The sequence below is a fragment of the Flavobacterium johnsoniae genome, assembly GCF_030388325.1.
Classification (GTDB): Bacteria; Bacteroidota; Bacteroidia; order Flavobacteriales; family Flavobacteriaceae; genus Flavobacterium; species Flavobacterium johnsoniae_C.
Genome location: NZ_CP103794.1, coordinates 329,721 through 354,291, shown reverse-complemented (window position 1 = coordinate 354,291; position 24,571 = coordinate 329,721). Strand labels below are relative to the sequence as shown.

Below are 24,571 nucleotides of genomic sequence, written 5' to 3'. Positions count from 1 at the left end.
ACGGAAATGGAAAAGAGCAATTCAATTATACATGTGATTTTAACAGGCGGTGTAGGCAGTCGATTATGGCCACTTTCTCGTAAAAGTCAGCCCAAGCAATATTTAGAAATATTTGATGGGAAATCTTTATTTGAAATGACAGTTGAACGAAATAGTCATTTAGCAGACAAAGTAATGGTTGTTGGAAATGTTGATAATCATCATTTGAGTGGGAAAGTTATGGATAAAACTCAAACAGCATACTTAAATATTGTAGAAGCAACACCTAGAAATACTGCAGCTGCAATTGCATTTGCAGCTTTTGCATCTAATCAGGATGATGTTTTAATTGTAACTCCTTCTGATCATATTATTGGTAAAGAAGAAGATTATTATAAAGCCATTAATGAAGCCATTTCAAAAGCTAACGAAGGTTTTATTGTAACATTCGGAATCATACCAACGAAACCTGAAACTGGATATGGTTATATAGAATCAAAAGGTGATAAAGTATTATCGTTTCGTGAAAAACCGAACGAAACTACAGCAAAAGATTTTATTGCTAGAGGTAATTTCCTATGGAATAGCGGAATGTTTTGTTTTAAAGCAGGTGTTTTTTTAGATGAGTTGAAACAATTTCAGTCAGATGTGTATGAAAAATCAAAATTAGTTTGGGAATCTTCTGAAAAAGGATTTTTAGATCTGAATTCATCTTTAGAGATTCCTTCTATTAGTATTGATTATGCTGTTATGGAACGAAGTAAAAAAATAAAGGTTGTTCCAGCTTCTTTTTCATGGTCAGATTTGGGTTCTTTTGAATCAGTATATGAGTATTTAGTTTCTAAAGGACATTATATAGATGCAAATGGAAATATGGTTATTGGATGCGAGAATCACACTACTTTCTTAGGGTTAAAAAACACCATATTTGTTCACACTAATGATGCAAATCTTATTTTGCAAAAAGAAAGTTCACAGGACGTGAAAGATATATACAACGAATTGGAAAAACAAAACTCTAATTTATTAAATTAAAGAAGTTAAAATGAAAAAAATTCTTATAACTGGCGGTGCTGGTTTTATCGGTTCCCATGTAGTAAGACGCTTTGTTAATAAATATCCAAATTATCAAATTTTCAATTTGGATGCTTTAACGTATGCGGGGAATCTTGAGAATATTAAAGATATTGAAAACAAATCTAATTATACTTTTGTAAAAGGAGATATTGCGGATGAAAGTTTTATTGATGAACTTTTTAAGCTTCATAATTTTGACGGGGTTTTGCATCTAGCGGCAGAATCTCATGTAGATCGTTCAATTGAAGATCCCTTAGCTTTTGTTAAAACAAATGTTATTGGAACAATGAATTTGCTGAATGCTGCAAAAAATCAGTGGAAAGAAAATTTTGAAGGAAAAAGATTTTATCATATTAGTACAGATGAAGTTTATGGTTCTTTAGGGGCTGAGGGGTTATTTACGGAAACTACCTCTTATGATCCAAATTCGCCATATTCAGCTTCAAAAGCAAGTTCGGATCATTTTGTACGAGCATATGGCGAAACTTATGGATTGCCATATGTACTGACTAATTGCTCAAATAATTATGGTTCATATCATTTTCCAGAAAAACTAATTCCGCTTTTTATAAATAATATTATAAATAACAAACCTTTGCCTGTTTATGGAGACGGTAATTATACTCGCGATTGGTTATTTGTGGAAGATCATGCTATTGCAATTGATTTAGTTTTTCATGAAGGAAAAAATCAAGAGACTTATAATATTGGCGGATTTAATGAATGGAAAAACATTGATTTAGTAAAATTACTTTGCAATATTATGGATCAAAAATTAGGAAGAGAAGAAGGTGCTTCTGAAAGTTTGATTACTTATGTAAAAGATAGACCTGGACATGATTTGCGTTATGCAATTGATGCTTCAAAAATTAATAAAGAACTAGGTTGGATGCCTTCTGTAACTTTTGAAGAAGGTTTAGAAAAAACTATTAATTGGTATTTAGCTAATTCAGAATGGTTAGGAAATGTAACTTCGGGTGCGTATAAAGACTATTACAAAAAACAATATTCATAAACAAATAATTTTAAAGTAACTTAATTTTAAAAAAAGAAGTTAAAATTACAAAACAACGATATGAAAAAAATAACATACGTTCTTATCCTATTTTTTACTTTGCTAATTTCATTTCAAGTAAGTGCACAGGATATGCTTAAAGGTAAAGATTTAAGTTCAGTAAAAGTAGATTATTTGTCAGATGATGATTTAGCAAAGATTAGCAGTCAATTAAAAAGCAACAATGCAACTATTGATCAGGTAGAACCTATGGCAATTGCTAAAGGAATGAGTCAGACAGAATTCAATAAGTTAAAGGTTAAACTTAATGAATACGAAAAGAAGAATTTAAAAGATTCTAAAAAAGATATTGCTCCTAAGAAAGAAGATAATGAAAAAGGAGGAAGAAGGCAAGAAAAAATTATAAATGAGAAAGTAAAAGACTCTGCCAATGCTTTAATTTTTGGCTCAGAATTATTTGATAATCCAACTTTGAATTTTGAACCGGATTTGAAATTAGCTACTCCAATGAATTATGTTTTAGGGCCTGGAGATGAGTTGCAAGTGAGTGTGTATGGTGTTCAGGAATATAGTGCAAGCATACCAGTGAGTGTAGAAGGTAAGATTACAATTGATTATGTAGGACAGATAGCAGTTTCTGGAATGTCAATAGAGGCTGCATCACAAAAAATAAAGGGAGCTATTGCAAGGGTTTACAGTACTGTTCGTTCTGGACAATCTCAAGTAAGTGTAAGCTTAAATCAAATAAGAACAATTAAGATTACAATTGTAGGAGGTAAGCAACCAGGGAACTATTCAATATCTTCTTTAGCTACTGTGTATAATGCGTTGCATTTAGCAGGAGGGCCAGGTAAGAATGGAAGTTATAGGAATATTGAGTTAATTAGAAATAATAAAGTTTATCGAAATATTGATATTTATCGATTTTTAGTAAAGGGTGATCAATCTGATAATGTTAGTTTGAAAGAAAATGATGTAATAAGGATTCCTGCGTATACCCAAAGAGTTACTGTTGAGGGAGAAGTAAAACGTCCTGGGATTTTCGAAATGAAAAAAGGAGAAAAGTTTTCTGATTTATTAAATTTTGCTTCTGGATTTAATGAGTTCGCTTATACTGCTTCTGTTAACGTATTACAAAAAACAGGAAAGGAATTTAAAGTTCATGACATAAATGAAAGTGAATATAATTCTTATCAGCCACTATCAGGAGACGTATTTAGAATAACAAAAATTTTGAATCGTTTTGAAAATCGTATAAAAATTGAAGGTGCTGTCTTTAGACCGGATTATTATTCTTTTTCAAATGGGATGAGAATTTCTGACCTTATTACTAGAGCGGAAGGCTTAAAAGAGGATGCATATAGCAAACGAGCAAGAATTATACGTTTAAAAACTGATTTAACTACTGAAATTGTTAATGTAGATTTAGGTGCTGCTTTGTCAGGTGATTTAAATGCAGATATCGAATTAAAAAGAGAAGATATAGTTACTGTATATTCTATTCTAGATTTTAGAGAAGAATATAAAGTTACAATCGATGGAGAAGTAAAAAATCCTGGAGAATATGAGTATTTTGAAAATCTTACATTAAATGACTTAGTTGTGCAAGTTGGTGGGTTGACTGGCTCAGCATCAAAAAGAGTTGAAATTGCAAGAATGATAAAATCCGACGCTATTGACGATGCAGATCCTAAACGTATTGAGTTGGTCGAATTAGAAATTACAGCAGATAATAATGAACAAATTAAAAATTTTGTATTAAAACCTTTTGATGTTATTAATATTCGTCGAATGGCCGTTTATGAAAAACCTCAAATGGTAACTGTAAGCGGAGCTGTAGGATATCCGGGGAAATATGTTTTAGCTAATAAAAAGGAAACTGTTTATAATGTTGTGATGAGGGCTGGTGGATTAACTTCTATTGCTAATCTTGATGGAATGAAAATTAAGAGACCAATAAAAGAGGAACAAATTGAAACATTAGAAAGAGTAGATTTGAATTTAGATAAAAACGATACATTAAAGGGTAAACTAGCTAAAAAATTAAAAGAAGATCTAAAATTTGCTACAATTCCGGTAAATTGGGAAAAGATTGTAAAAGATAAAAATCACTATTCGAATGTAACATTGTTTCCTGGTGATGAAATTGAAGTGTCAGTATATAATGAGGGTGTAAAAGTAACAGGAAATGTTTTATTGACATCAGAAATTCCATTTAGAAGCGGGAAAGGATTTAAATATTATCTAGATGCGGTAGGTGGTGTTGATAATAAAGGTTGGAAAAGAAAGGCATATATCATTTATCCAAATGGTAAAGCGGATGTTACAACTTCATTTTTGTTTTTTAAATCTTATCCAAAAGTAGAACCTGATTCTCAGATTGTTGTTCCAGAAAAACCCGAAAGAAGAAAAATGACTACAGGTGAATGGGTTGGTATCGGTAGTGTTATTTCTAGTTTAGCTTTGTTAATTGTTACTGCGTTTAATAAATAATATTTCTTAATGGAGAAAAAAATGAATGTTAATGATGAAGTTTCTTTAAAGGAATTAATTGATAAGACAAAAGATTGGAGCCAACATTTACTTAATAAATGGAAAATAATTGTATTAATTGGAATAATAGGGGCATTTTTAGGACTAGGTTATTCTTTTGTAAAAAAACCTTTATATACTGCGACATTAACATTTGCCTTAGAAGATGAAAAGGCCGGTGGCGGTTTAGGTGGTGCTTTAGGTCTTGCCAGTTCTTTCGGTATTGATTTAGGAACTGGGGGAGGAAGTATTTTTACTAGCTCTAATTTGGCTGAACTATTTAAGTCTCGTAGGATGGTAGAACAAACTTTATTAACTCCAGTTGCAATTGACGGGAAGGAAATATCTTTAGCTGAAATGTACATTCAAAATAATGAATGGAGAGATAAATGGAAAAACAAATCTAAATTTAAAGATATACAGTTTTTACCTCAAACTAAAAGAAAATATTTTACTAGAGTTCATGATAGCATATTGGGGGAAATTTATAAAGATTTATCAAAAAACTCTTTATCTGTTGCTCAAAAAGATAAAAAAATATCCATTATCTCAATGGATATGGTGTCTAATAGTGAATTATTCTCGCTTTATTTCTGTGAGGCACTTGCCAAACAGGTTAGTGAATTTTACGTAGAAACTAAAAGTAAAAAAGCGAGAATTAATATGAAAATTTTAGAACGTCAAGTTGATTCTGTGCGTAATGAATTAAACGGTGCAATTACTGGGGTAGCTGTTGCTAATGATAATACTTTTAATTTAAACCCCGCACTCAACGTTCGTCGTGCCCCATCTGCTAAGAGGCAAGTAGATGTTCAGGCTAACACGGCAGTTTTAACTGAGCTTGTTAAGCAGTCTGAATTGGCAAAAGTTACTCTGCGTAAAGAAACTCCTTTGATTCAAATAATTGACAGGCCTATTTTACCTTTGAAGAATGATAGATTAGGAAAAGCTACAGCATTTGTATTTGGAGGTGTAATATTTGGTTTTTTAGCGGTTTTATATTTATTGTTAAAAAAAATGTTTGAAGAACTAAGTAGTTAATTACTAGTTCTATATGAGAATTTTATTGTTAGTATTAATTTTTTTCAATTTTTCTTATTGTAATTTCATTTGAATTATATTAAAGCGAAAATTTCAAGATTTAAAATAGAACAATATTTTAATTTTTATTAATTTATAATTCGGAAATTTTACCTTAAAAATTAGGGATTAAATGTTTTTTAATGTTAGCAGATGCAAAGTGAAAATTTAAAAAGTAATCGTTTAGCTAAAAACTCTATTCTTTTGTATATAAGAATGATAGTTGTAATGATTATTAATTTATATACTGTAAGAGTTGTATTGAAAGCCTTAGGAGCTATTGATTATGGAATTAATGATGTCGTAGCCGGAGTAATTACCATGCTGATAAGTTTATCTAGCGTACTTTCAACAGCAACACAAAGATACTATTCGTCAACAATTGGAGATGATAGAGTAACACGATTACAGGATATTTTTTCAACGAGTATAAATATTTATCTTATACTGTCTCTTATTGTTATAATAATAGGGGAAACGGTAGGATTGTGGTTCCTCAATCATTATTTGGTTATACCTGAGAGTAGAATTTATGCGGCAAATTGGATTTATCAATTTTCCATTTTTTCTTTTATTTTTACTTTTTTACAAGTGCCTTATTCTGCAGCGGTAATAGCCCGGGAAGATATGGGGATATTTACAATTATTAGTACTTTTGAATGTCTTTTAAAATTCGGTGCTGCATTTTTGATTTTTATAGTTCCTCAGGATAGACTAATTGTCTATGGCGCAAATCTTTTGTTTATTTCTTTTCTGATTTTGATGTCTTATGTAACGGTAGGGTATTATAAATATGCTGAGTGTCGATATAAAATTCAAAAAGAAAAAAAGTTATTTCATGAATTAATCTCTTTTTCAGGATGGTCATTGTTTGGCTCTTTAGCTGGCGTTGGGATGGCACAAGTGACAACAATTTTAATTAATGTGTTTTTTGGGCCATTATTTAATGCCGCAAGAGCAATATCATTTCAGTTTAATTATGCTTTGAGTTCATTAACTGCTAGTTTTTTAATGGCTCTTAGACCGCAGATGATTAAATCATATGCAGAGGGATCATATTTATATTTAAATAAAATTTTCAATCTTAGCAATAAGTTAATTTATTACGGTTTGTTAATTGTTTCTCTTCCTCTTATTTTTGAAATGAATGCAATACTTATGATATGGTTAGGTAAAACAGATTATCAAACAATTTTGTTTTCTCGCCTTATTTTAATTTATACTTTAATAATGGCACTAAATAATCCTATTTCAATAGTTATTCAGGCTATTGGAAAAGTAAAAGAATATCATATACCTGTTGAAACTATTACACTCTTGTGTGTGCCAATAACGTATGTTTTGTTTAAATTCAATTTTCCTGCGTATTCAACATATATTGTAATGATTGGAGCTGCAATTCTTTCACATTGCGTCAGACTTATTTGCCTTAAAAAGTTTTATAATCATTTCGATTATTTAGAATACATAAAATCATTTTTAATTCCTGCTGTTTTTATCACATTCTTTTCTTCCTTCTTTATTTACGTTATATCAAAAAGTGATCTTAATACCTTATTTAGATTGCTAATAGTTTTCTTTACATCTTTAACAAGTATTTTAGCTTTGGTTCTAATGTTTGGCTTATCAAGAAATGAAAAAAATGATGTAAGAAAAATTGTGAGTTATTTCAAGAAAAAAAGGGTCTTGTCATGACAATCCAGAAAATATTTAGTAATGTAATTATTATTTTCTTTATTTTATCTTGGATTATAACAATTATTGTATACCAGATAAAAAAGAAGAGTTTTGACGCAGGTAGTATACTACTATTTTCATATTTAGTGTATGCAATCATGTCATTGCTCTTATATAATAATCCTTATTATAGTTTCAATGATATGCAAGTATTCCCATTTATATACTTGTATTTAATGTTAATGTTGGCTTTTTCGCCAGTTTTGAGATATAATTATAATAAGATAAGTGAAATTCAAAAACCGCCCTCTATTTTTTTGAATTTTGTCTGCATAATATTCATTATTGCTTGTTTGATGCAATTACCAACGATTATTTCTGATTTTGCGGTCAATATCGTTAAATTGCTTTTTGTTTCTTCTGGTGGTCAAGATTTATATAATGATGCGATGGCTGATAGTTATTCATTGGGAGATGGCAGTATATCAAACCTTTCTTCGATTATTTCTAATGCATATGGGAATTTTGGTATTCTTTTATTTTTCTATTATTTAACATTAGAGAAAAGAAATAAATTTATTATGATTGGATTATTTATATCCTCTATAATAAGTATTTTGAGTAATATTTCTCTGGGACAAAGAGGTCCTATTCTTGAAATTTTACTATCAATGATTGTCACTTATTTTGCTCTAAGAAAATTTTACAGTCCCAAAATCAATAAAATAGTTAGAAGCATTGGAGTTATTTTGTTGATAGCAACAATTATACCTATAGTAGCATTAACTGTAAGTCGATTTGGAGAAAGTGAAGCTGGTTCCGAATCATCTATGTTTTTTTATGCAGGGCAAGAAAATTTATATTTTAATAATTATGGTTTAGATAATGGAGGGATTAGATATGGAGATAGGACTTTTCCATTTTTTAAAAGAATGCTAGGGTTTGAAAACGTGCCAGAGAATTTTTGGGAAAGAAGGTCTAAATACCCTAATTTACAAATAAATGATGAGGTATTTATTGGCTTTGTTGGTGATTTTACTTTAGATTTTGGCCCTATTATTGCTCCTTTATTTTTTATTTTTTTTACAATAATTGTTTTAAATAGCACTATTGTTAAGGGAGGAAAACTTCTCTTTCATCAGTTGATTCTTCTTCATTTTACAATGTGTCTCTGTATGCTTGGAGGAATGAAATTGTATCCATTTTCGGATGTTGGAGGAAACTTACAACTTATTGTTTATTTTTTAGCTTTCCTATTTTTTCGATTAATTCATGCTTATATTGTTAGAAGAAGCAAGAAATACAATGCTTAATTCTTTTAACAGATAGATTCTACATAACTAATATTTTTTTTTCGTAATGAATAATAACAATAATAATATAGAATATCCTTTATTTACGGTTATCATACCTCAAAAGGATAGAGCAGAATATTTAATTCATACTCTAAGAACTTGTTCTATCCAAGATTATCCAAATTTTGAGGTAATTATATCGGATGATTGTAGCGAAGATAACTCGGTCGAAGTTGTTCGAGAATTAATGAAAAATGATTCGCGTATTAAATTATTTGCACATAATCATCATTTAGGGATGAGGGAAAACTTTGAGTTTGCTCTCAATCAAGTAAGGAGCGGTTATGTTATGGCTTTAGGAGGAGATGATGGACTTTCGCCAGGATGTATATGGCGTATGTATGAAATTTTAACTAGTACCAAAAGAGAATTACTTACCTGGACTCCTGCAGGATTTACGTATCCAGATCATGAGAATGGTAAAAATATATTTTATGTCAAAAGAAAAAAAAATACTGGAATAGAATTTATTAATTCAACGATTTTTTTAAATAAGATAGCACGAACATTTTTGTATCAAATTGATGAATGTCCAATGCTTTTTATGAAGGCAGTAGTGTCTACATCGCTTATTGAAAGAGTAAAATCAAGGACAAGTGATAATAGTTTTTATTATTGCGCTACGCCCGATGGATTTTCTGGTGTTGTCTTAGCCGGTGAAGTTGAAGATTATGCTTTTACTTCTGAACCTTTATCGATAGGTGGTACTACTGTTAAATCTCAAGGAAGAAATTATCAAAGAACAGATAGTAAATCCAAAGAAGAAGCTCAACAATTTTTCAAGGATAATGTTCAGAAAAAAATGCATCCACAATTAGCTTCACAAGACTATTCGCCTTTAGTTACATTAATGACGGCTGATTATTTGCTTACAGCACAAGATTTACCAGGTTGGCCAGGAAAATTTGATCCAATTTCTTATGAAGGATTAATTAGGGCTTCGTTTAAATTAATTGAGGGAGGGACATTTGCTAATGAAGTTTTAGCGAGAGAATTGAATATATTAAGAGAAATTGCTAAAAAACACGATTTACTTGATTTGTTTAATAAATTATTAGCTAATACAAAACGAAAAGTTTATACAAAAGAAGATGTTTACGGATTTGTAATTACAAATTCAATTCGATTTGAAGGAACAGAATTAGGAATCAAAAATATTTTTGATGCGTCTCTTGCTACTAATTTTGTTTACAACTTTTACAATAGATTTTCTTTTAAGACTTTATTATTACTTTTAAAGAACACTAGACAAATACTACTAAGAAGCAAAAAATATAAGTTAGAGGATCTTCCTAAAATATAAAAAAAATATTCAACAAGATATGTCATTATTTAAAAATAAAACCCTATTAATTACCGGTGGTACAGGATCATTTGGAAACACAGTATTAACTCGATTTTTACATACAGATATTGGTGAAATCCGTATTTTTTCTCGTGATGAAAAGAAGCAAGATGATATGCGACACGAATTTCAATCTAAAATGCCTGATGTTGCTCATAAGATTAAATATTATATAGGTGATGTAAGAGATTTAGCGAGTCTTAAAAATGCTATGCATGGTGTAAATTATATTTTTCACGCAGCTGCTTTAAAGCAAGTCCCTTCTTGTGAATTTTTTCCTTTAGAAGCAGTTAAAACAAATGTTTTAGGGACAGATAATGTACTTACTGCTGCAATAGAAGCAGAAGTAGAGACCGTAATATGTTTGTCTACGGACAAAGCTGCTTATCCTGTGAACTCAATGGGAACTTCTAAAGCAATGATGGAAAAAGTGATTGTTGCAAAGTCACGTACTGTTAACCCTGAAAAAATAAAGATATGCTGTACTCGATATGGAAATGTAATTGCATCTCGCGGTTCTGTTATTCCATTATGGATTGAGCAAATTAGAAATAATCAACCTATTACATTGACCGAGCCTTCTATGACTCGTTTTATTATGTCGCTAGATGAAGCAATTGATCTTGTGCTATTTGCTTTTGAAAATGGAGTTACAGGAGATGTGTTAGTGCAAAAAGCACCAGCTTGTACAATTAGAGTTCTTGCAGAAGCTGTATGTGAGTTATTTGATTATGATAAGGATAATATCAGGAATATTGGAATTCGTCATGGAGAAAAAATGTATGAAACACTTTTAACTAATGAAGAATGTGCTTATGCCGTTGATATGGGAAATTTTTATAGAGTGCCGTCAGATAATCGCGATCTAAATTATGCTAAATATTTTGTAGATGGAGATACTGAAAGAAATTTATTGACAGAATTCAATAGTAATAATACCAAACTTTTAGATATTGAGCAGGTAAAAGATAAATTGCTTTCAATTGACTATATAAAAGATAAACTTATTAATAAAAATTAAATTTATATGAATTTTTTTATTTTAGGTTGTAATGGTATGGCAGGTCACATTATATCCTTGTATTTGAAAGAACAAGGGCATTCAGTGCTTGGATTTGCAAGAACTAAATCAAAATATGTAGATAATATTGTTGGTGATGCATTTAATACCGCATTGTTAAAAAATATTATCCAAGAAAATAACTTCGATGTAGTGGTTAATTGTATTGGAATGCTTAATCAATTTGCCGAGCAGGACAAGGCTTCTTCATCATTCTTAAATTCGTACTTGCCACATTTTTTAGCTGAAAGTACAGAAAATAAAGAAACGCAAATAATTCATATGAGTACTGATTGTGTTTTTTCTGGTAAACGAGGTAATTATACTGAAAATGATTTTTGTGATGGTGAAACTTTTTATGATAGATCTAAAGCTCTAGGAGAATTATCTGATTTGAAAAATATAACTTTTAGAAACTCAATCATTGGGCCAGATATTAATGAAAAAGGAATAGGACTTTTGAATTGGTTTATGGGACAAAGTGGTGAAATTAATGGTTATACAAAATCTATTTGGACAGGACAAACTACTCTTCAATTAGCCAAAACAATTGAAAAAGCAGCTATGGCAAAAGTTTATGGATTGTATAATGCTGTTCCAGATCATTCTATTTCAAAATTTGAACTTTTAAAACTTTTCAATCGTTATTTTAAAGGAGATTCTTTAGATATAAATCCCGTTGAAGGAATTTTGGCAGACAAATCTCTCAAACGTACTAAGTTTGAATTTGATTATTTAATTCCTGATTATGAAACAATGATTGCTGAATTAGCAGATTGGATTAAAAATCATAAAGAAATGTACCCACATTATAACATATTTTAATTAAGCAATATGAAAAAACTAAAACTTATGACGATTGTTGGAACTCGTCCTGAGATAATTAAAATGTCATCAATAATAAAAAAGAGTGACAAATATTTTGACCACATTTTAGTCCATACAGGACAAAATTACGATTATTCATTAAATGAAGTTTTTTTTAAAGATTTAGGTTTAAGAGAACCGGATCATTATCTTGGCGTTGTTGGAGAAAATCTAGGACAAACAATGGGGAACGTAATTGCAAAGTCTTATGAGTTGCTTAATGAAGTTAAGCCCGATGCTGTTATTGTTTTGGGTGATACTAATTCATGTTTAAGTGTAATTTCTGCCAAACGACTTAAAATTCCAATCTTTCATATGGAAGCTGGAAATCGTTGCAAGGATGAAAATTTGCCAGAAGAGGTTATTCGAAGAATTGTTGATGTTACTAGCGATGTCAATTTATGTTACTCAGAACATGCAAGACGTTATATTCTAGAATCTGGTGTAAAATCTGAATATACTCATGTAGTCGGCTCACCAATGGCAGAAATACTTAGTGATAGTATTAAAGAAATTAACGATAGTTCTGTATTAGAAGACCTAAAATTAGAAGCTGGAAAATATATTTTGCTTTCTGCTCATAGAGAAGAAAATATAGATATTGAAAGTAATTTTTATTCTCTTATGAATTCAATCAATGCAATGGCAGAAGAATATAAATTTCCAATATTATACAGTTGCCACCCACGTTCAAAAAAGAATATTGAAAGAATTGGATTCAAATTTCATCAGAATGTTATTTTGAATGAACCATTGGGTTTTTATGATTATAATAAACTTCAACAAAATGCTTTTTGCGTAGTTTCGGATAGTGGAACATTACCAGAAGAAAGTGCATACTTTGGCTTTCCTGCGGTTTCAATACGAACTTCAACTGAAAGGCCAGAAGCAATAGAAAAAGGAGTATTTACAATTGGTTCTATAACATCTGAACAAATTATGCAAGCTGTTAATGTAGCCGTTGAAATGAATAAAAATGAAGAGAAATCAAGTGTAGTTAGCGCTTATGTAGACGAAAATGTATCAATTAAGGTGATTAAACTTATTCAAAGTTATACTGGTATAATTAATAAAATGGTATGGAAAAAAATATAGATTTTTTAAATCCTTTATTCTATTTTTTCTGTAATAAAATGATAAGTGAAAAATGAAATTACTAATATTAACATCTGAATACCCTAACCCCAATAGTACTTTTGATACTCCAGTTGTACATTACTATGCAAAAGAATGGGTTCAACAAGGACATGAGGTTCGTGTTGTCCATTTTAGATCAGTTTTTCCTCGTTTCTTCTATTTTTTTGCAAAAATTTTCCAGACACTTTTGAAGAAAATCTTCCAAACAGATTTTATACCTTTTGTTCGATTAAATAAAAGAGTTGAATTTACTCATGAGGATATTAATGTTATAAGTCAGCCTATTTTTAAAATATTTCCTCATTTTAAGTTTTTTAATAGTACCATAAAAAAACAAGCTAAGATTATTCACGATGATAATCTGAATAAAAAATTTATGCCAGATGTAATTATTTCGCATTTTGTAAATCCGCAATTGCCATTAATTACTGAGCTTAAGAAATATTATCCAAATGTAAGAACCTCATTAGTATTACATGAAAACCCAAAAGTAATTTCTGATTTATTTGGTTCAAGTGCGAAACAGTTGTTAAATAATTTAGATTATGTAGGATTTCGTTTTGAAGAAATGAAAAACAATTTTTTAAGGTTATTTGGGGAAAGAAACAATGTTTTTATTTGCCCATCTGGAATTCCTGAAAATTATATTTTATCAGAAACGCCAAAAACAAAATTTAAAGGAAATAAAATTTCAATTTGTTTTGTAGGAATGCTAATACCTTTAAAAAATATTGATATTTTATTGGAAGCTGTAAATTTGGCATTTCCGGATCGAAATTTCACTTTAGAAATACTTGGAGAAGGAATGTTGAAGGAAAAGATTTCACAGAAAATTGTAGAACTTGATCTTGGACAATGCGTTACTATGTTAGGTAAATTATCTAGAGATGAAGTGCAAAAGAAAATGATCGAGAAGGATGTTTTTGTAATGGTAAGTAAACCTGAAGCTTTTGGTTTAGTATATGTTGAAGCAATGAGCAAAGGATGTATTACTATCGGAACGATTGGACAAGGAATAGATGGGGTTATAAAACATGGAGAAAATGGATTTCTTTGTGAGGCAAGAAATGTAGAGGAATTAAGAGACTTGTTTATAAAGATAAATCAAATGTCTTATGAGGATAAAATGTTTGTAGCAAATAAAGCCATTGAAACAGCATCACTTTTAACTGATAGTAAAGTCGCATTAGATTATTTAGAAAAGATAACTATTAATAATTAGTTTTATATGTTTTTAGAAGACGTCAAAATAATTAATCTTCCGAAAATTGAAGATCAGAGAGGTAACTTGTCATTTTTGGAATCAAACAATCATATTCCTTTTAAAATTAAAAGAACATATTGGATTTATGATGTGCCTGGAGGTTTTGCAAGAGGGGGGCATGCATTTTTAGAACAACATGAATTCATAATTGCATTATCGGGTAGTTTTGACGTGATAGTTGATGATGGAAAAGAAAAGAAAACCTTTACTTTAAATAGATCATATTATGGTCTTTACATTCCTTCAACACTTTGGAGAGAAATGAATAACTTTTCAACCAATTCGCTGGCTATGGTTTCTAGTTCAACAATATTTTCTAATGATGATTATATTAGAGATTATGATCAATTTTTAAAGTTAAAGGGAATTTAATATGAAAGAGAGTACTGTTTATGGCTGTGGTTTAATTGAATTGAATAAAATCCACAATAGAGCTGGTAATATAACTATTATAGAGGAGAACAAAAGCGTTCCGTTCCCGATTGAAAGGATATATTATTTGTATGATATTCCAGGAAATGAGAGTAGAGGTGGTCATGGTCATAAAGAATTACATCAATTGATTGTTGCAGCTAGTGGAAGTTTTAGCATTACATTAAATGATGGACATATTAAAAGAACTTTCTTTTTAAATAATCCAAATGTAGGTTTGTTAATTGTACCAGGTATTTGGAGAGAACTTGATGATTTTTCTTCAGGTTCTGTGTGTTTGGTACTAGCTTCGCATTTGTATAATGAGTCTGATTATATCAGAGATTTTCAAGAATTTATAAATTATAAAAAATAGATGATACATAAATTAGCAGAATGTATTAGTGAACAAGTGCATGAGAGTACAAATATTTGGCAATATGTCGTGGTACTTAAAAATGCAAAAGTTGGCAGCGATTGTAATATTTGTGCACATTGTTTTATAGAAAATGATGTGGTGATAGGAAACAATGTAACGGTTAAAAATGGAGTCTATCTTTGGGATGGGATAACTATTGAAGATAATGTTCAAATTGGTCCAAATGTAACTTTTACTAATGATAAATATCCACGTGCAAAAATGCCATTTGAATTACAAAGAACATTGATCAAGAGAAATGCTTCAATAGGCGCTGCATCTACAATTTTAGGAGGAGTTACAATTGGAGAAAATGCTATGATTGGTGCTGGGAGTTTGGTTACAAAAGATGTTCCAGATAATGAACTATGGTTAGGAAGTCCTGCAAAATTTATAAGAAAAATTGAAAAATAATATGATTCCATTTTTAAATCTAAAAAAAGTAAATGATGAATTTTCAAATGAAATTCAAGTTGCTATAAATAAAGTAATTTCTTCTGGATGGTATTTACAAGGAGAAGCAAACAGTACATTTGAAAAAAATTATTCTAAATATATAGGCACAAAGCATACAATTGGAGTAGCAAATGGTTTGGATGCTTTAAGACTTATCCTGAGAGCTTACATAGAACTTGGTATAATGAATGAAGGTGATGAAGTAGTAGTTCCAATAAATACTTATATTGCTTCAGTACTTGCAATTACCGATAACAATTTGATTCCAGTTTTTGTAGAACCAGATCCTATAACACTTCAGATAGATGATGATAGAATCGAAGAAGTTATTTCAGATAAAACTAAAGCGATTATGATTGTGCATCTTTATGGAAGATGTAGTTATACTGATAAAATTGGAAATTTATGTAAGAAGCATAATTTAAAACTTATTGAAGATAATGCCCAAGCTCATGGTTGTTTATTTGGTAATATAAAAACAGGAGCAATTGGTGATGCCTCAGGACACAGTTTTTATCCAGGTAAAAATTTAGGTGCTTTAGGAGACGCAGGAGCCGTTACTACTAATGATGATGAGCTAACGAAAACAATTAGGGCTTTAGCTAATTATGGCTCAAGTGAAAAATATGTAAGCAAGTACAAGGGATTGAATAGTCGATTAGATGAAATTCAAGCAGCTGTACTAGATATAAAATTGAAATATCTCGATAGAGATGTAGAAGCAAGAAAGCATGTTGCTCGCAGGTATATGAATGAAATAAAAAATTCTTTAGTTGTTATACCAACGCTTTCAGATTGGAATAGTCATGTCTTTCATTTATTTCCGATTTTTTCTAAAAATAGAAATGAGCTTCAGCAATATCTTACAGCCAATGAGGTGCAGACATTAATTCATTATCCAATTCCTCCTCATAAACAGTTATGTTATAAGGAGTACAATGAAATGTCATTTCCTATAACAGAACAAATTCATAATGAGGAACTAAGTTTGCCAATTAGTCCGGTTATGACAGAAGAAGAAATTACGACCATTATTACCGCAATTAATAATTGGATTTTATAGTGAAAAAAGTATGGTTAATTAATCCAGCTGCTATGCCTCCTAAGTATGAGGCAAGAATTCAAACTCTTAAGCGTGCACAATATTTGCGTTTGAACGGTTATGATGTAACAATTATAAGTGGAAGTTTTTTGCATAATACTAATATTAATTTAATTGAAGATAAGTCTCCTTATAAATTTGCTGAATATGAAAATGGACAAAAGTTTATTCATATTCGAACATCTAATTACAATTCTAATGGCTTAATTAGAATTTATAGTATTTTACAATTTTATTTTAGACTATGGTGGTTTACATCACGTTTTGAAAAACCAGATTTTATTTCTCATATAGCTGCCGTTCCTTTCGGCAACATCACTTATTTTGTTGCTAAAAAAGTTAAGGCCAAATTTATTGTTGATATTGTTGATTTATGGCCTGAATCTTTTGTAGCTTATGGATTAGTATCAAAAAAAAATCCATTAGTAAAACTTGCATATTGGGCTGAAAATTGGCTCTATAAAAAAGCTAATTTGCTTATTTTCTCAATGGAAGGAGGAAAAGATTACATCAAAGAAAGAAAATGGGATATAGATCAAGGAGGTAAAATAGATATCGATAGAGTGCATTATATTAATAATGGAGTAGATTTAGAAGATTTTGATTATAATAAAGTAAATTATAAAATAGCAGATGATGATTTAGAAAATGATCATGTTTTTAAAGTTGTTTATATTGGATCAATTCGACTTGCTAACAACGTTATGCAATTAGTAGAAGCTGCTCAGCATTTAAAGGATGTAACTGATATTAAATTTTTAATTTACGGTGATGGAGAAGACAGACTAACCTTAGAGCAATATTGCAAAGATAACCAAATTGAAAACGTTGTTTTTAAGCAAAAATGGGTGGAGCTTAAATATGTTCCTTATATTTTGAGTAAAAGCTCATTAAATATTCTCAATTATAAGCCTAGTTCAATTCTTCGTTACGGTGGCAGTCAAAGTAAATCCTTTCAATATATGGCAAGTGGAAAACCCATTTGTGCTAACGTAGAAATGAGTTATTGTCCTATTAAAAAGTTTAATATTGGAATAGCAAAGGAATTTAAAAATTCCAAAGAATATGCAGATGCAATCTTGTCTTTTTATAAAATGGATAAGAGTGAATATCATGCAATTTGTGTTAATGCTAGAAACGCTTCTCAGAATTATGATTACAAGTTGCTAACTGAACGGTATATTGAATTGATTAGCCAAATTTAGAAAATCATCTAATGGAATATAAAAATCAAAAAGTTGTTATCATTGATTATGGTATGGGAAATATCGGATCAATTGATAATATGTTAAAATATTTGGGCGTAAAAGCTATCATAAGCTCAGAACCAAATGTTATTTTAGATGCAGATAAAATTATTCTACCTGGAGTTGGTCATTTTGATCGAGCTATGACGAATATCAAAGAATTGGGTTTGATGGATGTACTTAAGGAAATGGCTTTGGTTAAGAAAAAGCCTTTTTTAGGAATATGTCTAGGGATGCAAATTATGTGTGAATCTAGTGAAGAAGGATCATTACCAGGTCTTTCATTTATTAACGCAGAAGTTAAAAAATTTGATTTTGGAACAGATTCCAAACTTAAAGTTCCACATATGGGATGGAATAGGATTCATGTTAATAAGCCGTCAGATATTTTGGAAGGCTTAGATGATGATTCTAGATTTTATTTTGTCCATTCCTATTTTGTAAAATGCCAAAATGAAATTGATATACTTACAAAAACTACATACGGATTTGATTTTGTCTCTTCTTTTCAAGTTGATAATCTGATAGGAGCACAATTTCATCCAGAAAAGAGCCATCGTTTTGGAGTTAGTCTATTTAAAAACTTTTTAGAAAAATATTGATGCTTAGGACAAGAATAATACCAATTCTATTGTTAAACGATGGAGGATTAGTTAAGACAGTGAAGTTTTCGAAAGACAGATACATTGGAGATCCAATTAATGCTGTTAGAATTTTTAATAAAAAAGAAGTTGACGAATTAGTATTATTGGATATTGGTGCTAGTAGAAATGGAACACCTCCAAATTTCATTGAGATTAAAGAAATTGTTTCGGAAGCATTTATGCCTGTTGGATATGGAGGAGGTATTTCAAAAATGGGACATATCGAGCAACTATTTAATATAGGAGTAGAGAAAGTAATTTTAAATTCAGTTATTTTTGAGAACAAAGAATTAATTGAAGAAGCTATAAAAATTTACGGTAGTCAAAGTATTGTTGCATCAATAGATGTTAAAAAAGATATTTGGGGGAGTTACAAAATTTATTCAAATAGTGGAAAAAAGAAACAAAATATAAGTCTGGATAGCTGTATTAGATTAATTCAAGAAATAGGTTTTGGCGAATTAGTAATTAATAATATAGATAAAGATGGAACAATGCAGGGATATGACTTGGATCTCATAGGAAAAGTTACTGCAATGCTCGATATACCTGTTGTTTCTGTGGGAGGAGCCGGTACTATTACAGATTTTATAAAAGCTATAAAAGCAGGCGTTTCTGCCGTTGCAGCAGGATCAATGTTTGTCTTTCAAGGAGTGCATAGGGCTGTATTGATAAGTTATATTACTGCTGATCAACTTGAACAAGAATTAAAAGAATAATCATATTAATCAAAAAAAATGAATACAGTAAAAGTTTGTAGCCGTTGTATAATGGATGAAACGGCAAAAGAAATAACATTCGATAACGATGGAGTTTGTAATTTTTGCCATAATTATGATAATGTACTTGTTAATGATGTGCATACAGATAAAGGTGGTGAAGAAAAACTAGAAAAATTAATTGAAGAAATAAAACGTAAAGGTAAAAATTCAAGATATGATTGTTTGATTGGATTAAGCGGAGGTGTAGATAGTTCATACGTAGCTTATATAATTAAAAAGAAATATGGTCTTCGAGCTTTTGCTATACACCTTGATAATGGATGGAATACAGAATTAGCAGTAGCAAATGTTGAGCAAATTGTAAAACGCTTAGATATTGATCTCGATACTTGTGTTTTAGATTGGAAAGAATTTAGAGATATTCAAACATCATTTTTGAAATCTTCAATTTCAAATATTGAAATTCCTACCGATCATGCAATTTGGGCACTTTTAATTAAGACTGCTGCTAAAATGAAAATTCCTTATATCATTGCGGGGAATAATGTCGTTACAGAATCTATCATGCCGGAATCATGGTTATATGGTTCCAAAGATTCGAAATTAATTAAGTCACTTCATCGCCAGTTTGGAAAAGTTAAGATGAAAACTTATCCAAGTTTGTCAACATTAGATTATGTAGATTATTTATTAGTAAGAGGAATTAGATGGGTGCCTATTTTAAATTATATACCTTATAACAAAGCTGAGGCAAAGCAAACACTTATTGATGAACTTGGATGGCAAGATTATGGAGGAAAACACTATGAGTCTATATTTACAAGATTCTTTCATGCTTTCTATTTGCCAGTTAAATTTGGTTACGATTTAAGGAAATCATATTTATCAGCATTAGTTTGTTCAGGACAAATCTCTAGAGATGAAGCTTTAGCTGAAATTAGCAAGCCACCAGCACCTAAGGATATGTTAGATCAGGATAGAGATTATGTAATTAAAAAATTAGGTCTTTCTGAAGACGAATTTGATGTAATTATGAAATCACCAAATAAAACTTATGTAGATTATCCTAACAATGAAAGTTTATGGAAACGATTTCATAGTGTAATTAGAATAGCTAGAAATTATATTATCCGAGTTGGCTAACAGTAAGAAAATCTTTTTTAAGTTTATAAACAGATTTGAAGGTTAAATATCAGAAAAGCTAAGAAGGGAATTAACATTTTAAATTAATAGAAATGAAAATAAGAGATTTAAATATCTCAGATGTGAAAAAAATTGCGGAAGTTCATGAAAAATCATTTAAAGACTTTTTCTTAACATCTTTAGGGAGACAATTTCTCGAAACTTATTATGCTGCTTCTATCAATAACAACACAAGTATTGGAATCGGTTTATTTGATAATGAAGAAAAACTATGTGGATTTGCTACAGGAACAAGTAAATCACTTGGATATCATAAAACACTTTTGTTTCAAAATAGCTTTCTTTTTTTTAAAAGTCTTTTATTTGTTTCATTAAGTAGACCGAAAGTTATCTTCAGACTATTTAAAAATATAAATAAAAAATCGGATAAAAAAGACGACAAACAATACGCAGAATTATTATCCATAGCTATGTTGCCTGATCTTAAAGGATCGGGCTACGGCAAAATTTTATTAGATGAATTTGAAAAAAAAGCGAAATGCCACTCAGCATCAAAAATAGCCTTAACTACAGATTATAATAATAATGATAATGTCGTAAAATTTTATAACAAATCTGGTTATGAAGTATATTACGATTTCATAGCTTACCCAAATAGGCATATGTATAAATTGATAAAAAAGTTAGATGAAACGAATAATTGATTTTTTGTTTTCTTTAATTGGTTTAATAATTCTGATTATACCCTTTACTCTAATTGGGCTATTAATCAAAATTAAAATGCCTGGACCTGTATTTTTTATTCAGATTAGAGTAGGTAAAGAAGGAAAGCCATTTAAGCTATTTAAGTTTAGAACAATGAGTGTAGCCTCTGGAAAAACTAACGGTAGTTTTGATGCTGGCGATTCTTCTCGTATTACTCCTTTAGGGCGTATATTACGTAAAACTAAATTGGATGAATTACCACAATTAATCAATGTTTTAATTGGCGATATGTCTTTAGTTGGTCCAAGACCAGAAGTACAACAATGGACACAAATTTTTCCTGACCAATGGGAAATTGTTCATAGAATGCGTCCAGGTATAACAGATAATGCATCAATAATGTTTAGGAATGAGGAGGAGATATTAGCAAATTCTCAAAACCCTACACTTACATATAAAGAAGAAATTTTGCCTAAAAAACTTAGAATGTATATTGATTATGTAGAAAATCATTCTATTTTAATAGATGCTAAAATTATTTTAACAACAATCAAAGAAATAATCGTAAAATGAGTACAATAACAAAAATTCCCTTTTCTAAAATTTTCATTGGAGATAGTGAAAGAAAATATTTAAATGAAGTATTAGATTCTGGCTGGTTGACAACAGCAGGTAAAACACTTGAGTTTGAAAAGAAATTTGCTGATTTTATTGGTGCGAAATATGCTTGCGCTGTAAATTCTTGTACTGCGGCTTTACATTTAGGAATTGATGCATTAGGGATAAAAGCTGGAGATAAAGTACTTATACCAAGTATGACATTTGCAGCAACTGGAGAAGTAGTAAGATATATTGGTGCTGAAATAATTCCGATAGATACAGAATATGGTACTAATTTGATTACACCAGAGATTTTAGAAAAAGCTTTAGAAAAACATAAAGATATTAAGTTATTAATTGTTGTTCACTATGGTGGTCAAGCTGCTCAAATTAAAGAATTAATTGAGATTTGTAATCGTCATGGAATAAAAATTATGGAAGATGCTGCTCATGCATTTCCAACTCGAAAGGACGGACAATTGGTTGGTAATTTTGGAGATATAACTTGTTTTAGCTTTTACGCAAATAAAACAATAACAACAGGTGAAGGAGGAATGTTGGTGACTAATGACGAAAACATATATAAAAGAGTAAAAACTATGCGTTTGCATGGAATCAACAGGGATATATGGGATCGATTTACATCGAAAACCCCGTCATGGGAATATGATGTCATCGATGCAGGATACAAGTATAATATGCCTGATTTAGCTGCAGCAATTGGTTTAGGTCAGCTAGAGAAAGCGGAATTGTTTAGATCCGAAAGACAAAAAGCTGTAGAGTTTTATTATGAAAAATTGAAAGATTTATCTATGATAGATTTACCAATATGTAATGATAAATTAGAAGATCATGCTTGGCATTTATTTCCAATTGTACTGAACGAAAAATCTTCAATTTCGAGAAATGAATTTATAGAAAAAATGTCAGAACAAGGTGTTGGTACTTCTGTACACTACAAGCCAATTCATCAATTAAGTTATTACAAAGAAAGATACAACTTGATTAAAGAAGATTATCCAAATGCAGAGCTAACTTGGTCAGGAAACGTTTCTTTGCCATTATATCCTTATATGACTAATGAAGAACTGCAATACATTGTGGATACTGTTAAAAATATATTAACTTAGTCCTTATTTAAATAAAATTTATAATAAAGAAACTATATCTTGAAACAGATTAAACTTCCTCATTTAATAAAAGGGGGGATTCATAGAGATGAACGAGGGCAGATTTCGTTTGTTAATGATTTTAAGTTTGATATTATTGAGCGATTTTATATTATTTGCAATTCAGACGAATACCCATTAAGAGGTTGGCAAGGGCACAAAATCGATAATAAATTTTTTTATTGCGTTCATGGAAAAGTAAGGGTACATTTTGTTAAGATTGATAACTGGGAATCTCCTTCGAAAGATTTACAGATAGACAACATATTACTTACTCCAGATGAAAGTAATATACTTCATATTCCAGAAGGTTATGCTAATGCTATTGAATTTTTGGAATCAAATTCAAAATTAATATCATTTACAACATTACCTTTGACTAATGTAGAAGAGGATAGTGTTCGTTATCCCTCTAATTATTGGCTTATTAATGAATGAAAGAATATATTTATCGCTATGTCAAGAAAGTGGATTCGAAAAAGAATACATTGCAAAGGCTTTAACTACGCAATGGATTACTACTGGAGGTTCTAATGTTGACGAGTTTGAAAATGTATTGGAAAATTACTTAGGAGAAAAATCTTTTGTGTCGGCTTTAAACTCAGGGACCTCTGCAATACATCTTGCCTTAATTTTATTAGGTGTTGATAAAGATGATGAGGTTATTTGCCAAAGTATGACATTCTCAGCCTCTGCTAATCCTATCTTATATCAAAAAGCAACTCCTGTATTTGTTGATAGCGAGTCGGATACTTGGAATATTTGCCCCCAACAATTGGAATTAGCAATTAAAGATAGAATTAGAAAAGGGAAGAAACCAAAAGCAATTATTGCTGTTCATTTATATGGTAATCCATATAAGGTTGATGAAATTCATGCAATTGCAGATAAATACTCCATTCCTGTAATAGAAGATAGCGCTGAAGCCTTAGGAAGTAGCTATAAAGGCAGAAAATGTGGTACTTTTGGTGATTTAAGTATATTTTCATTTAATGGAAATAAAATTATTACTACTTCAAGCGGAGGAGCTTTGGTTACTAGAAATCTTTCCCAAAAAAAGAAAGCAATTTTTTACTCAACTCAAGCTAAAGATCCAGCGGCACATTATCAACACAGCGAAATTGGATATAATTACAGAATGAGTAATATTTGTGCTGGAGTAGGATTAGGGCAAATAAAAGTACTAAATGAAAATATTCTTAGAAGAAAAGAAAATCACAAATTTTATAATGAAATTTTTGATCAGATAGAAGATGTAGAACTTTTACAAGTTTTTAATGAGGACTATCAATCTATTTATTGGTTAAATGCAATTCTAATATTGCCACAAAGCAGAAAAAGAACTGAAGATTTAAGAATTGAGCTTGATAAAGAAAACATTGAAAGTAGACCACTATGGAAACCAATGCATTTACAGCCAATTTTTGAAAAATACCCTTATTATGGAGGGGAAGTTGCAGAGAATTTATTTAAAATGGGGTTATGCTTACCATCTGGATCGAATTTAACAAGGGAAGAAAAGAAAAGAATAAAAAAAGTCATTTTTAATTTCTTTAAAAAATAAAA

The 24,571-nt window shown here is 30.1% G+C and carries 24 protein-coding genes; all 24 read left to right on the top strand.

The annotated features are described in order from the left end of the window. The first annotated feature begins 6 nt into the window (after positions 1-6). Positions 7-1,014 (top strand): mannose-1-phosphate guanylyltransferase, encoded by a 1,008-nt coding sequence (locus NYQ10_RS01670; protein WP_289878647.1) that lies wholly within the window; start codon positions 7-9, stop codon positions 1,012-1,014. A gap of 10 nt (positions 1,015-1,024) precedes the next feature. Next, entirely contained in the window at positions 1,025-2,071 is a 1,047-nt protein-coding gene (gene rfbB / locus NYQ10_RS01665) for a dTDP-glucose 4,6-dehydratase (protein WP_289878646.1), read from the top strand. 60 nt (positions 2,072-2,131) lie between these two features. After that, positions 2,132-4,564, top strand: coding sequence for an SLBB domain-containing protein (locus tag NYQ10_RS01660; protein WP_289878645.1), 2,433 nt, complete (start codon positions 2,132-2,134; stop codon positions 4,562-4,564). A gap of 9 nt (positions 4,565-4,573) precedes the next feature. Further along, the gene (locus NYQ10_RS01655) at positions 4,574-5,644 is read left to right on the top strand and encodes a Wzz/FepE/Etk N-terminal domain-containing protein (protein ID WP_289878644.1); all 1,071 of its coding nucleotides are present in this window, start codon (positions 4,574-4,576) and stop codon (positions 5,642-5,644) included. Positions 5,645-5,836: 192 nt separating this feature from the next. Continuing rightward, on the top strand, positions 5,837-7,378 hold the full coding sequence (locus NYQ10_RS01650; protein WP_289878643.1) for a lipopolysaccharide biosynthesis protein: 1,542 nt from the start codon (positions 5,837-5,839) through the stop codon (positions 7,376-7,378). Further along, positions 7,375-8,673, top strand: a complete 1,299-nt coding sequence (locus NYQ10_RS01645) for an O-antigen polymerase (RefSeq protein WP_289878642.1) — start codon at positions 7,375-7,377, stop codon at positions 8,671-8,673. Before NYQ10_RS01650 ends, NYQ10_RS01645 begins: the two co-directional genes overlap by 4 nt. A 46-nt stretch (positions 8,674-8,719) precedes the next feature. Continuing rightward, the gene (locus tag NYQ10_RS01640) at positions 8,720-10,018 is read left to right on the top strand and encodes a glycosyltransferase family 2 protein (protein WP_289878641.1); all 1,299 of its coding nucleotides are present in this window, start codon (positions 8,720-8,722) and stop codon (positions 10,016-10,018) included. A 19-nt stretch (positions 10,019-10,037) separates the two neighbouring features. Further along, entirely contained in the window at positions 10,038-11,081 is a 1,044-nt protein-coding gene (locus NYQ10_RS01635; RefSeq protein ID WP_289878640.1) for a polysaccharide biosynthesis protein, read from the top strand. A 6-nt stretch (positions 11,082-11,087) separates the two neighbouring features. Beyond that, a complete protein-coding gene (locus NYQ10_RS01630; RefSeq protein WP_289878639.1) occupies positions 11,088-11,945 on the top strand; it encodes an SDR family oxidoreductase in 858 nt (285 codons plus the stop codon). A gap of 9 nt (positions 11,946-11,954) precedes the next feature. After that, positions 11,955-13,082 carry a non-hydrolyzing UDP-N-acetylglucosamine 2-epimerase gene (wecB, locus tag NYQ10_RS01625; RefSeq protein ID WP_289878638.1) on the top strand — a complete coding sequence of 376 codons (1,128 nt, stop codon included), beginning with the start codon at positions 11,955-11,957 and terminating at the stop codon, positions 13,080-13,082. Between the two features lie 52 nt (positions 13,083-13,134). Beyond that, complete coding sequence (locus NYQ10_RS01620; RefSeq protein ID WP_289878637.1) at positions 13,135-14,346, top strand: glycosyltransferase family 4 protein; 1,212 nt, start codon at positions 13,135-13,137, stop codon at positions 14,344-14,346. 6 nt (positions 14,347-14,352) lie between these two features. Next, the gene (locus NYQ10_RS01615; protein ID WP_289878636.1) at positions 14,353-14,760 is read left to right on the top strand and encodes a sugar 3,4-ketoisomerase; all 408 of its coding nucleotides are present in this window, start codon (positions 14,353-14,355) and stop codon (positions 14,758-14,760) included. A gap of 1 nt (position 14,761) precedes the next feature. Further along, the gene (locus tag NYQ10_RS01610) at positions 14,762-15,175 is read left to right on the top strand and encodes a sugar 3,4-ketoisomerase (RefSeq protein WP_289878635.1); all 414 of its coding nucleotides are present in this window, start codon (positions 14,762-14,764) and stop codon (positions 15,173-15,175) included. Then, positions 15,176-15,631 carry an acyltransferase gene (locus NYQ10_RS01605; protein ID WP_289878634.1) on the top strand — a complete coding sequence of 152 codons (456 nt, stop codon included), beginning with the start codon at positions 15,176-15,178 and terminating at the stop codon, positions 15,629-15,631. It abuts the gene before it with no gap. A gap of 1 nt (position 15,632) precedes the next feature. Beyond that, positions 15,633-16,736, top strand: a complete 1,104-nt coding sequence (locus NYQ10_RS01600; RefSeq protein ID WP_289878633.1) for a DegT/DnrJ/EryC1/StrS family aminotransferase — start codon at positions 15,633-15,635, stop codon at positions 16,734-16,736. Next, positions 16,736-17,980: a glycosyltransferase family 4 protein gene (locus tag NYQ10_RS01595; protein ID WP_289878632.1), complete on the top strand. Its 1,245-nt coding sequence runs from the start codon at positions 16,736-16,738 to the stop codon at positions 17,978-17,980. Before NYQ10_RS01600 ends, NYQ10_RS01595 begins: the two co-directional genes overlap by 1 nt. A gap of 11 nt (positions 17,981-17,991) precedes the next feature. Further along, positions 17,992-18,624, top strand: coding sequence for an imidazole glycerol phosphate synthase subunit HisH (hisH, locus tag NYQ10_RS01590; RefSeq protein ID WP_289878631.1), 633 nt, complete (start codon positions 17,992-17,994; stop codon positions 18,622-18,624). Beyond that, on the top strand, positions 18,624-19,385 hold the full coding sequence (locus tag NYQ10_RS01585; protein WP_289878630.1) for an AglZ/HisF2 family acetamidino modification protein: 762 nt from the start codon (positions 18,624-18,626) through the stop codon (positions 19,383-19,385). Before hisH ends, NYQ10_RS01585 begins: the two co-directional genes overlap by 1 nt. A gap of 18 nt (positions 19,386-19,403) precedes the next feature. After that, on the top strand, positions 19,404-20,531 hold the full coding sequence (locus NYQ10_RS01580; protein ID WP_289878629.1) for an N-acetyl sugar amidotransferase: 1,128 nt from the start codon (positions 19,404-19,406) through the stop codon (positions 20,529-20,531). A 92-nt stretch (positions 20,532-20,623) separates the two neighbouring features. Continuing rightward, positions 20,624-21,235 carry a GNAT family N-acetyltransferase gene (locus NYQ10_RS01575; protein WP_289878628.1) on the top strand — a complete coding sequence of 204 codons (612 nt, stop codon included), beginning with the start codon at positions 20,624-20,626 and terminating at the stop codon, positions 21,233-21,235. Further along, positions 21,219-21,809, top strand: coding sequence for a sugar transferase (locus NYQ10_RS01570; protein ID WP_289878627.1), 591 nt, complete (start codon positions 21,219-21,221; stop codon positions 21,807-21,809). The genes NYQ10_RS01575 and NYQ10_RS01570 overlap by 17 nt, the downstream gene beginning before the upstream one ends. Further along, a complete protein-coding gene (locus tag NYQ10_RS01565) occupies positions 21,806-22,966 on the top strand; it encodes a DegT/DnrJ/EryC1/StrS family aminotransferase (protein ID WP_289878626.1) in 1,161 nt (386 codons plus the stop codon). The genes NYQ10_RS01570 and NYQ10_RS01565 overlap by 4 nt, the downstream gene beginning before the upstream one ends. 39 nt (positions 22,967-23,005) lie before the next feature. Then, entirely contained in the window at positions 23,006-23,443 is a 438-nt protein-coding gene (locus NYQ10_RS01560; protein WP_289878625.1) for a WxcM-like domain-containing protein, read from the top strand. Then, entirely contained in the window at positions 23,436-24,569 is a 1,134-nt protein-coding gene (locus NYQ10_RS01555; RefSeq protein WP_289878624.1) for a DegT/DnrJ/EryC1/StrS family aminotransferase, read from the top strand. Before NYQ10_RS01560 ends, NYQ10_RS01555 begins: the two co-directional genes overlap by 8 nt. Positions 24,570-24,571: the final 2 nt, after the last annotated feature.

Excerpts from the sequence above, each read along its gene's own strand:
- NYQ10_RS01670 (WP_289878647.1), top strand. The coding sequence starts at position 7 with ATGGAAAAGAGCAATTCAATTATACATGTGATTTTAACAGGCGGTGTA.
- rfbB (WP_289878646.1), top strand. The coding sequence starts at position 1,025 with ATGAAAAAAATTCTTATAACTGGCGGTGCTGGTTTTATCGGTTCCCAT.
- NYQ10_RS01660 (WP_289878645.1), top strand. The coding sequence starts at position 2,132 with ATGAAAAAAATAACATACGTTCTTATCCTATTTTTTACTTTGCTAATT.
- NYQ10_RS01655 (WP_289878644.1), top strand. The coding sequence starts at position 4,574 with ATGGAGAAAAAAATGAATGTTAATGATGAAGTTTCTTTAAAGGAATTA.
- NYQ10_RS01650 (WP_289878643.1), top strand. The coding sequence starts at position 5,837 with ATGCAAAGTGAAAATTTAAAAAGTAATCGTTTAGCTAAAAACTCTATT.
- NYQ10_RS01645 (WP_289878642.1), top strand. The coding sequence starts at position 7,375 with ATGACAATCCAGAAAATATTTAGTAATGTAATTATTATTTTCTTTATT.
- NYQ10_RS01640 (WP_289878641.1), top strand. The coding sequence starts at position 8,720 with ATGAATAATAACAATAATAATATAGAATATCCTTTATTTACGGTTATC.
- NYQ10_RS01635 (WP_289878640.1), top strand. The coding sequence starts at position 10,038 with ATGTCATTATTTAAAAATAAAACCCTATTAATTACCGGTGGTACAGGA.
- NYQ10_RS01630 (WP_289878639.1), top strand. The coding sequence starts at position 11,088 with ATGAATTTTTTTATTTTAGGTTGTAATGGTATGGCAGGTCACATTATA.
- wecB (WP_289878638.1), top strand. The coding sequence starts at position 11,955 with ATGAAAAAACTAAAACTTATGACGATTGTTGGAACTCGTCCTGAGATA.
- NYQ10_RS01620 (WP_289878637.1), top strand. The coding sequence starts at position 13,135 with ATGAAATTACTAATATTAACATCTGAATACCCTAACCCCAATAGTACT.
- NYQ10_RS01615 (WP_289878636.1), top strand. The coding sequence starts at position 14,353 with ATGTTTTTAGAAGACGTCAAAATAATTAATCTTCCGAAAATTGAAGAT.
- NYQ10_RS01610 (WP_289878635.1), top strand. The coding sequence starts at position 14,762 with ATGAAAGAGAGTACTGTTTATGGCTGTGGTTTAATTGAATTGAATAAA.
- NYQ10_RS01605 (WP_289878634.1), top strand. The coding sequence starts at position 15,176 with ATGATACATAAATTAGCAGAATGTATTAGTGAACAAGTGCATGAGAGT.
- NYQ10_RS01600 (WP_289878633.1), top strand. The coding sequence starts at position 15,633 with ATGATTCCATTTTTAAATCTAAAAAAAGTAAATGATGAATTTTCAAAT.
- hisH (WP_289878631.1), top strand. The coding sequence starts at position 17,992 with ATGGAATATAAAAATCAAAAAGTTGTTATCATTGATTATGGTATGGGA.
- NYQ10_RS01585 (WP_289878630.1), top strand. The coding sequence starts at position 18,624 with ATGCTTAGGACAAGAATAATACCAATTCTATTGTTAAACGATGGAGGA.
- NYQ10_RS01580 (WP_289878629.1), top strand. The coding sequence starts at position 19,404 with ATGAATACAGTAAAAGTTTGTAGCCGTTGTATAATGGATGAAACGGCA.
- NYQ10_RS01575 (WP_289878628.1), top strand. The coding sequence starts at position 20,624 with ATGAAAATAAGAGATTTAAATATCTCAGATGTGAAAAAAATTGCGGAA.
- NYQ10_RS01570 (WP_289878627.1), top strand. The coding sequence starts at position 21,219 with ATGAAACGAATAATTGATTTTTTGTTTTCTTTAATTGGTTTAATAATT.
- NYQ10_RS01565 (WP_289878626.1), top strand. The coding sequence starts at position 21,806 with ATGAGTACAATAACAAAAATTCCCTTTTCTAAAATTTTCATTGGAGAT.
- NYQ10_RS01555 (WP_289878624.1), top strand. The coding sequence starts at position 23,436 with ATGAATGAAAGAATATATTTATCGCTATGTCAAGAAAGTGGATTCGAA.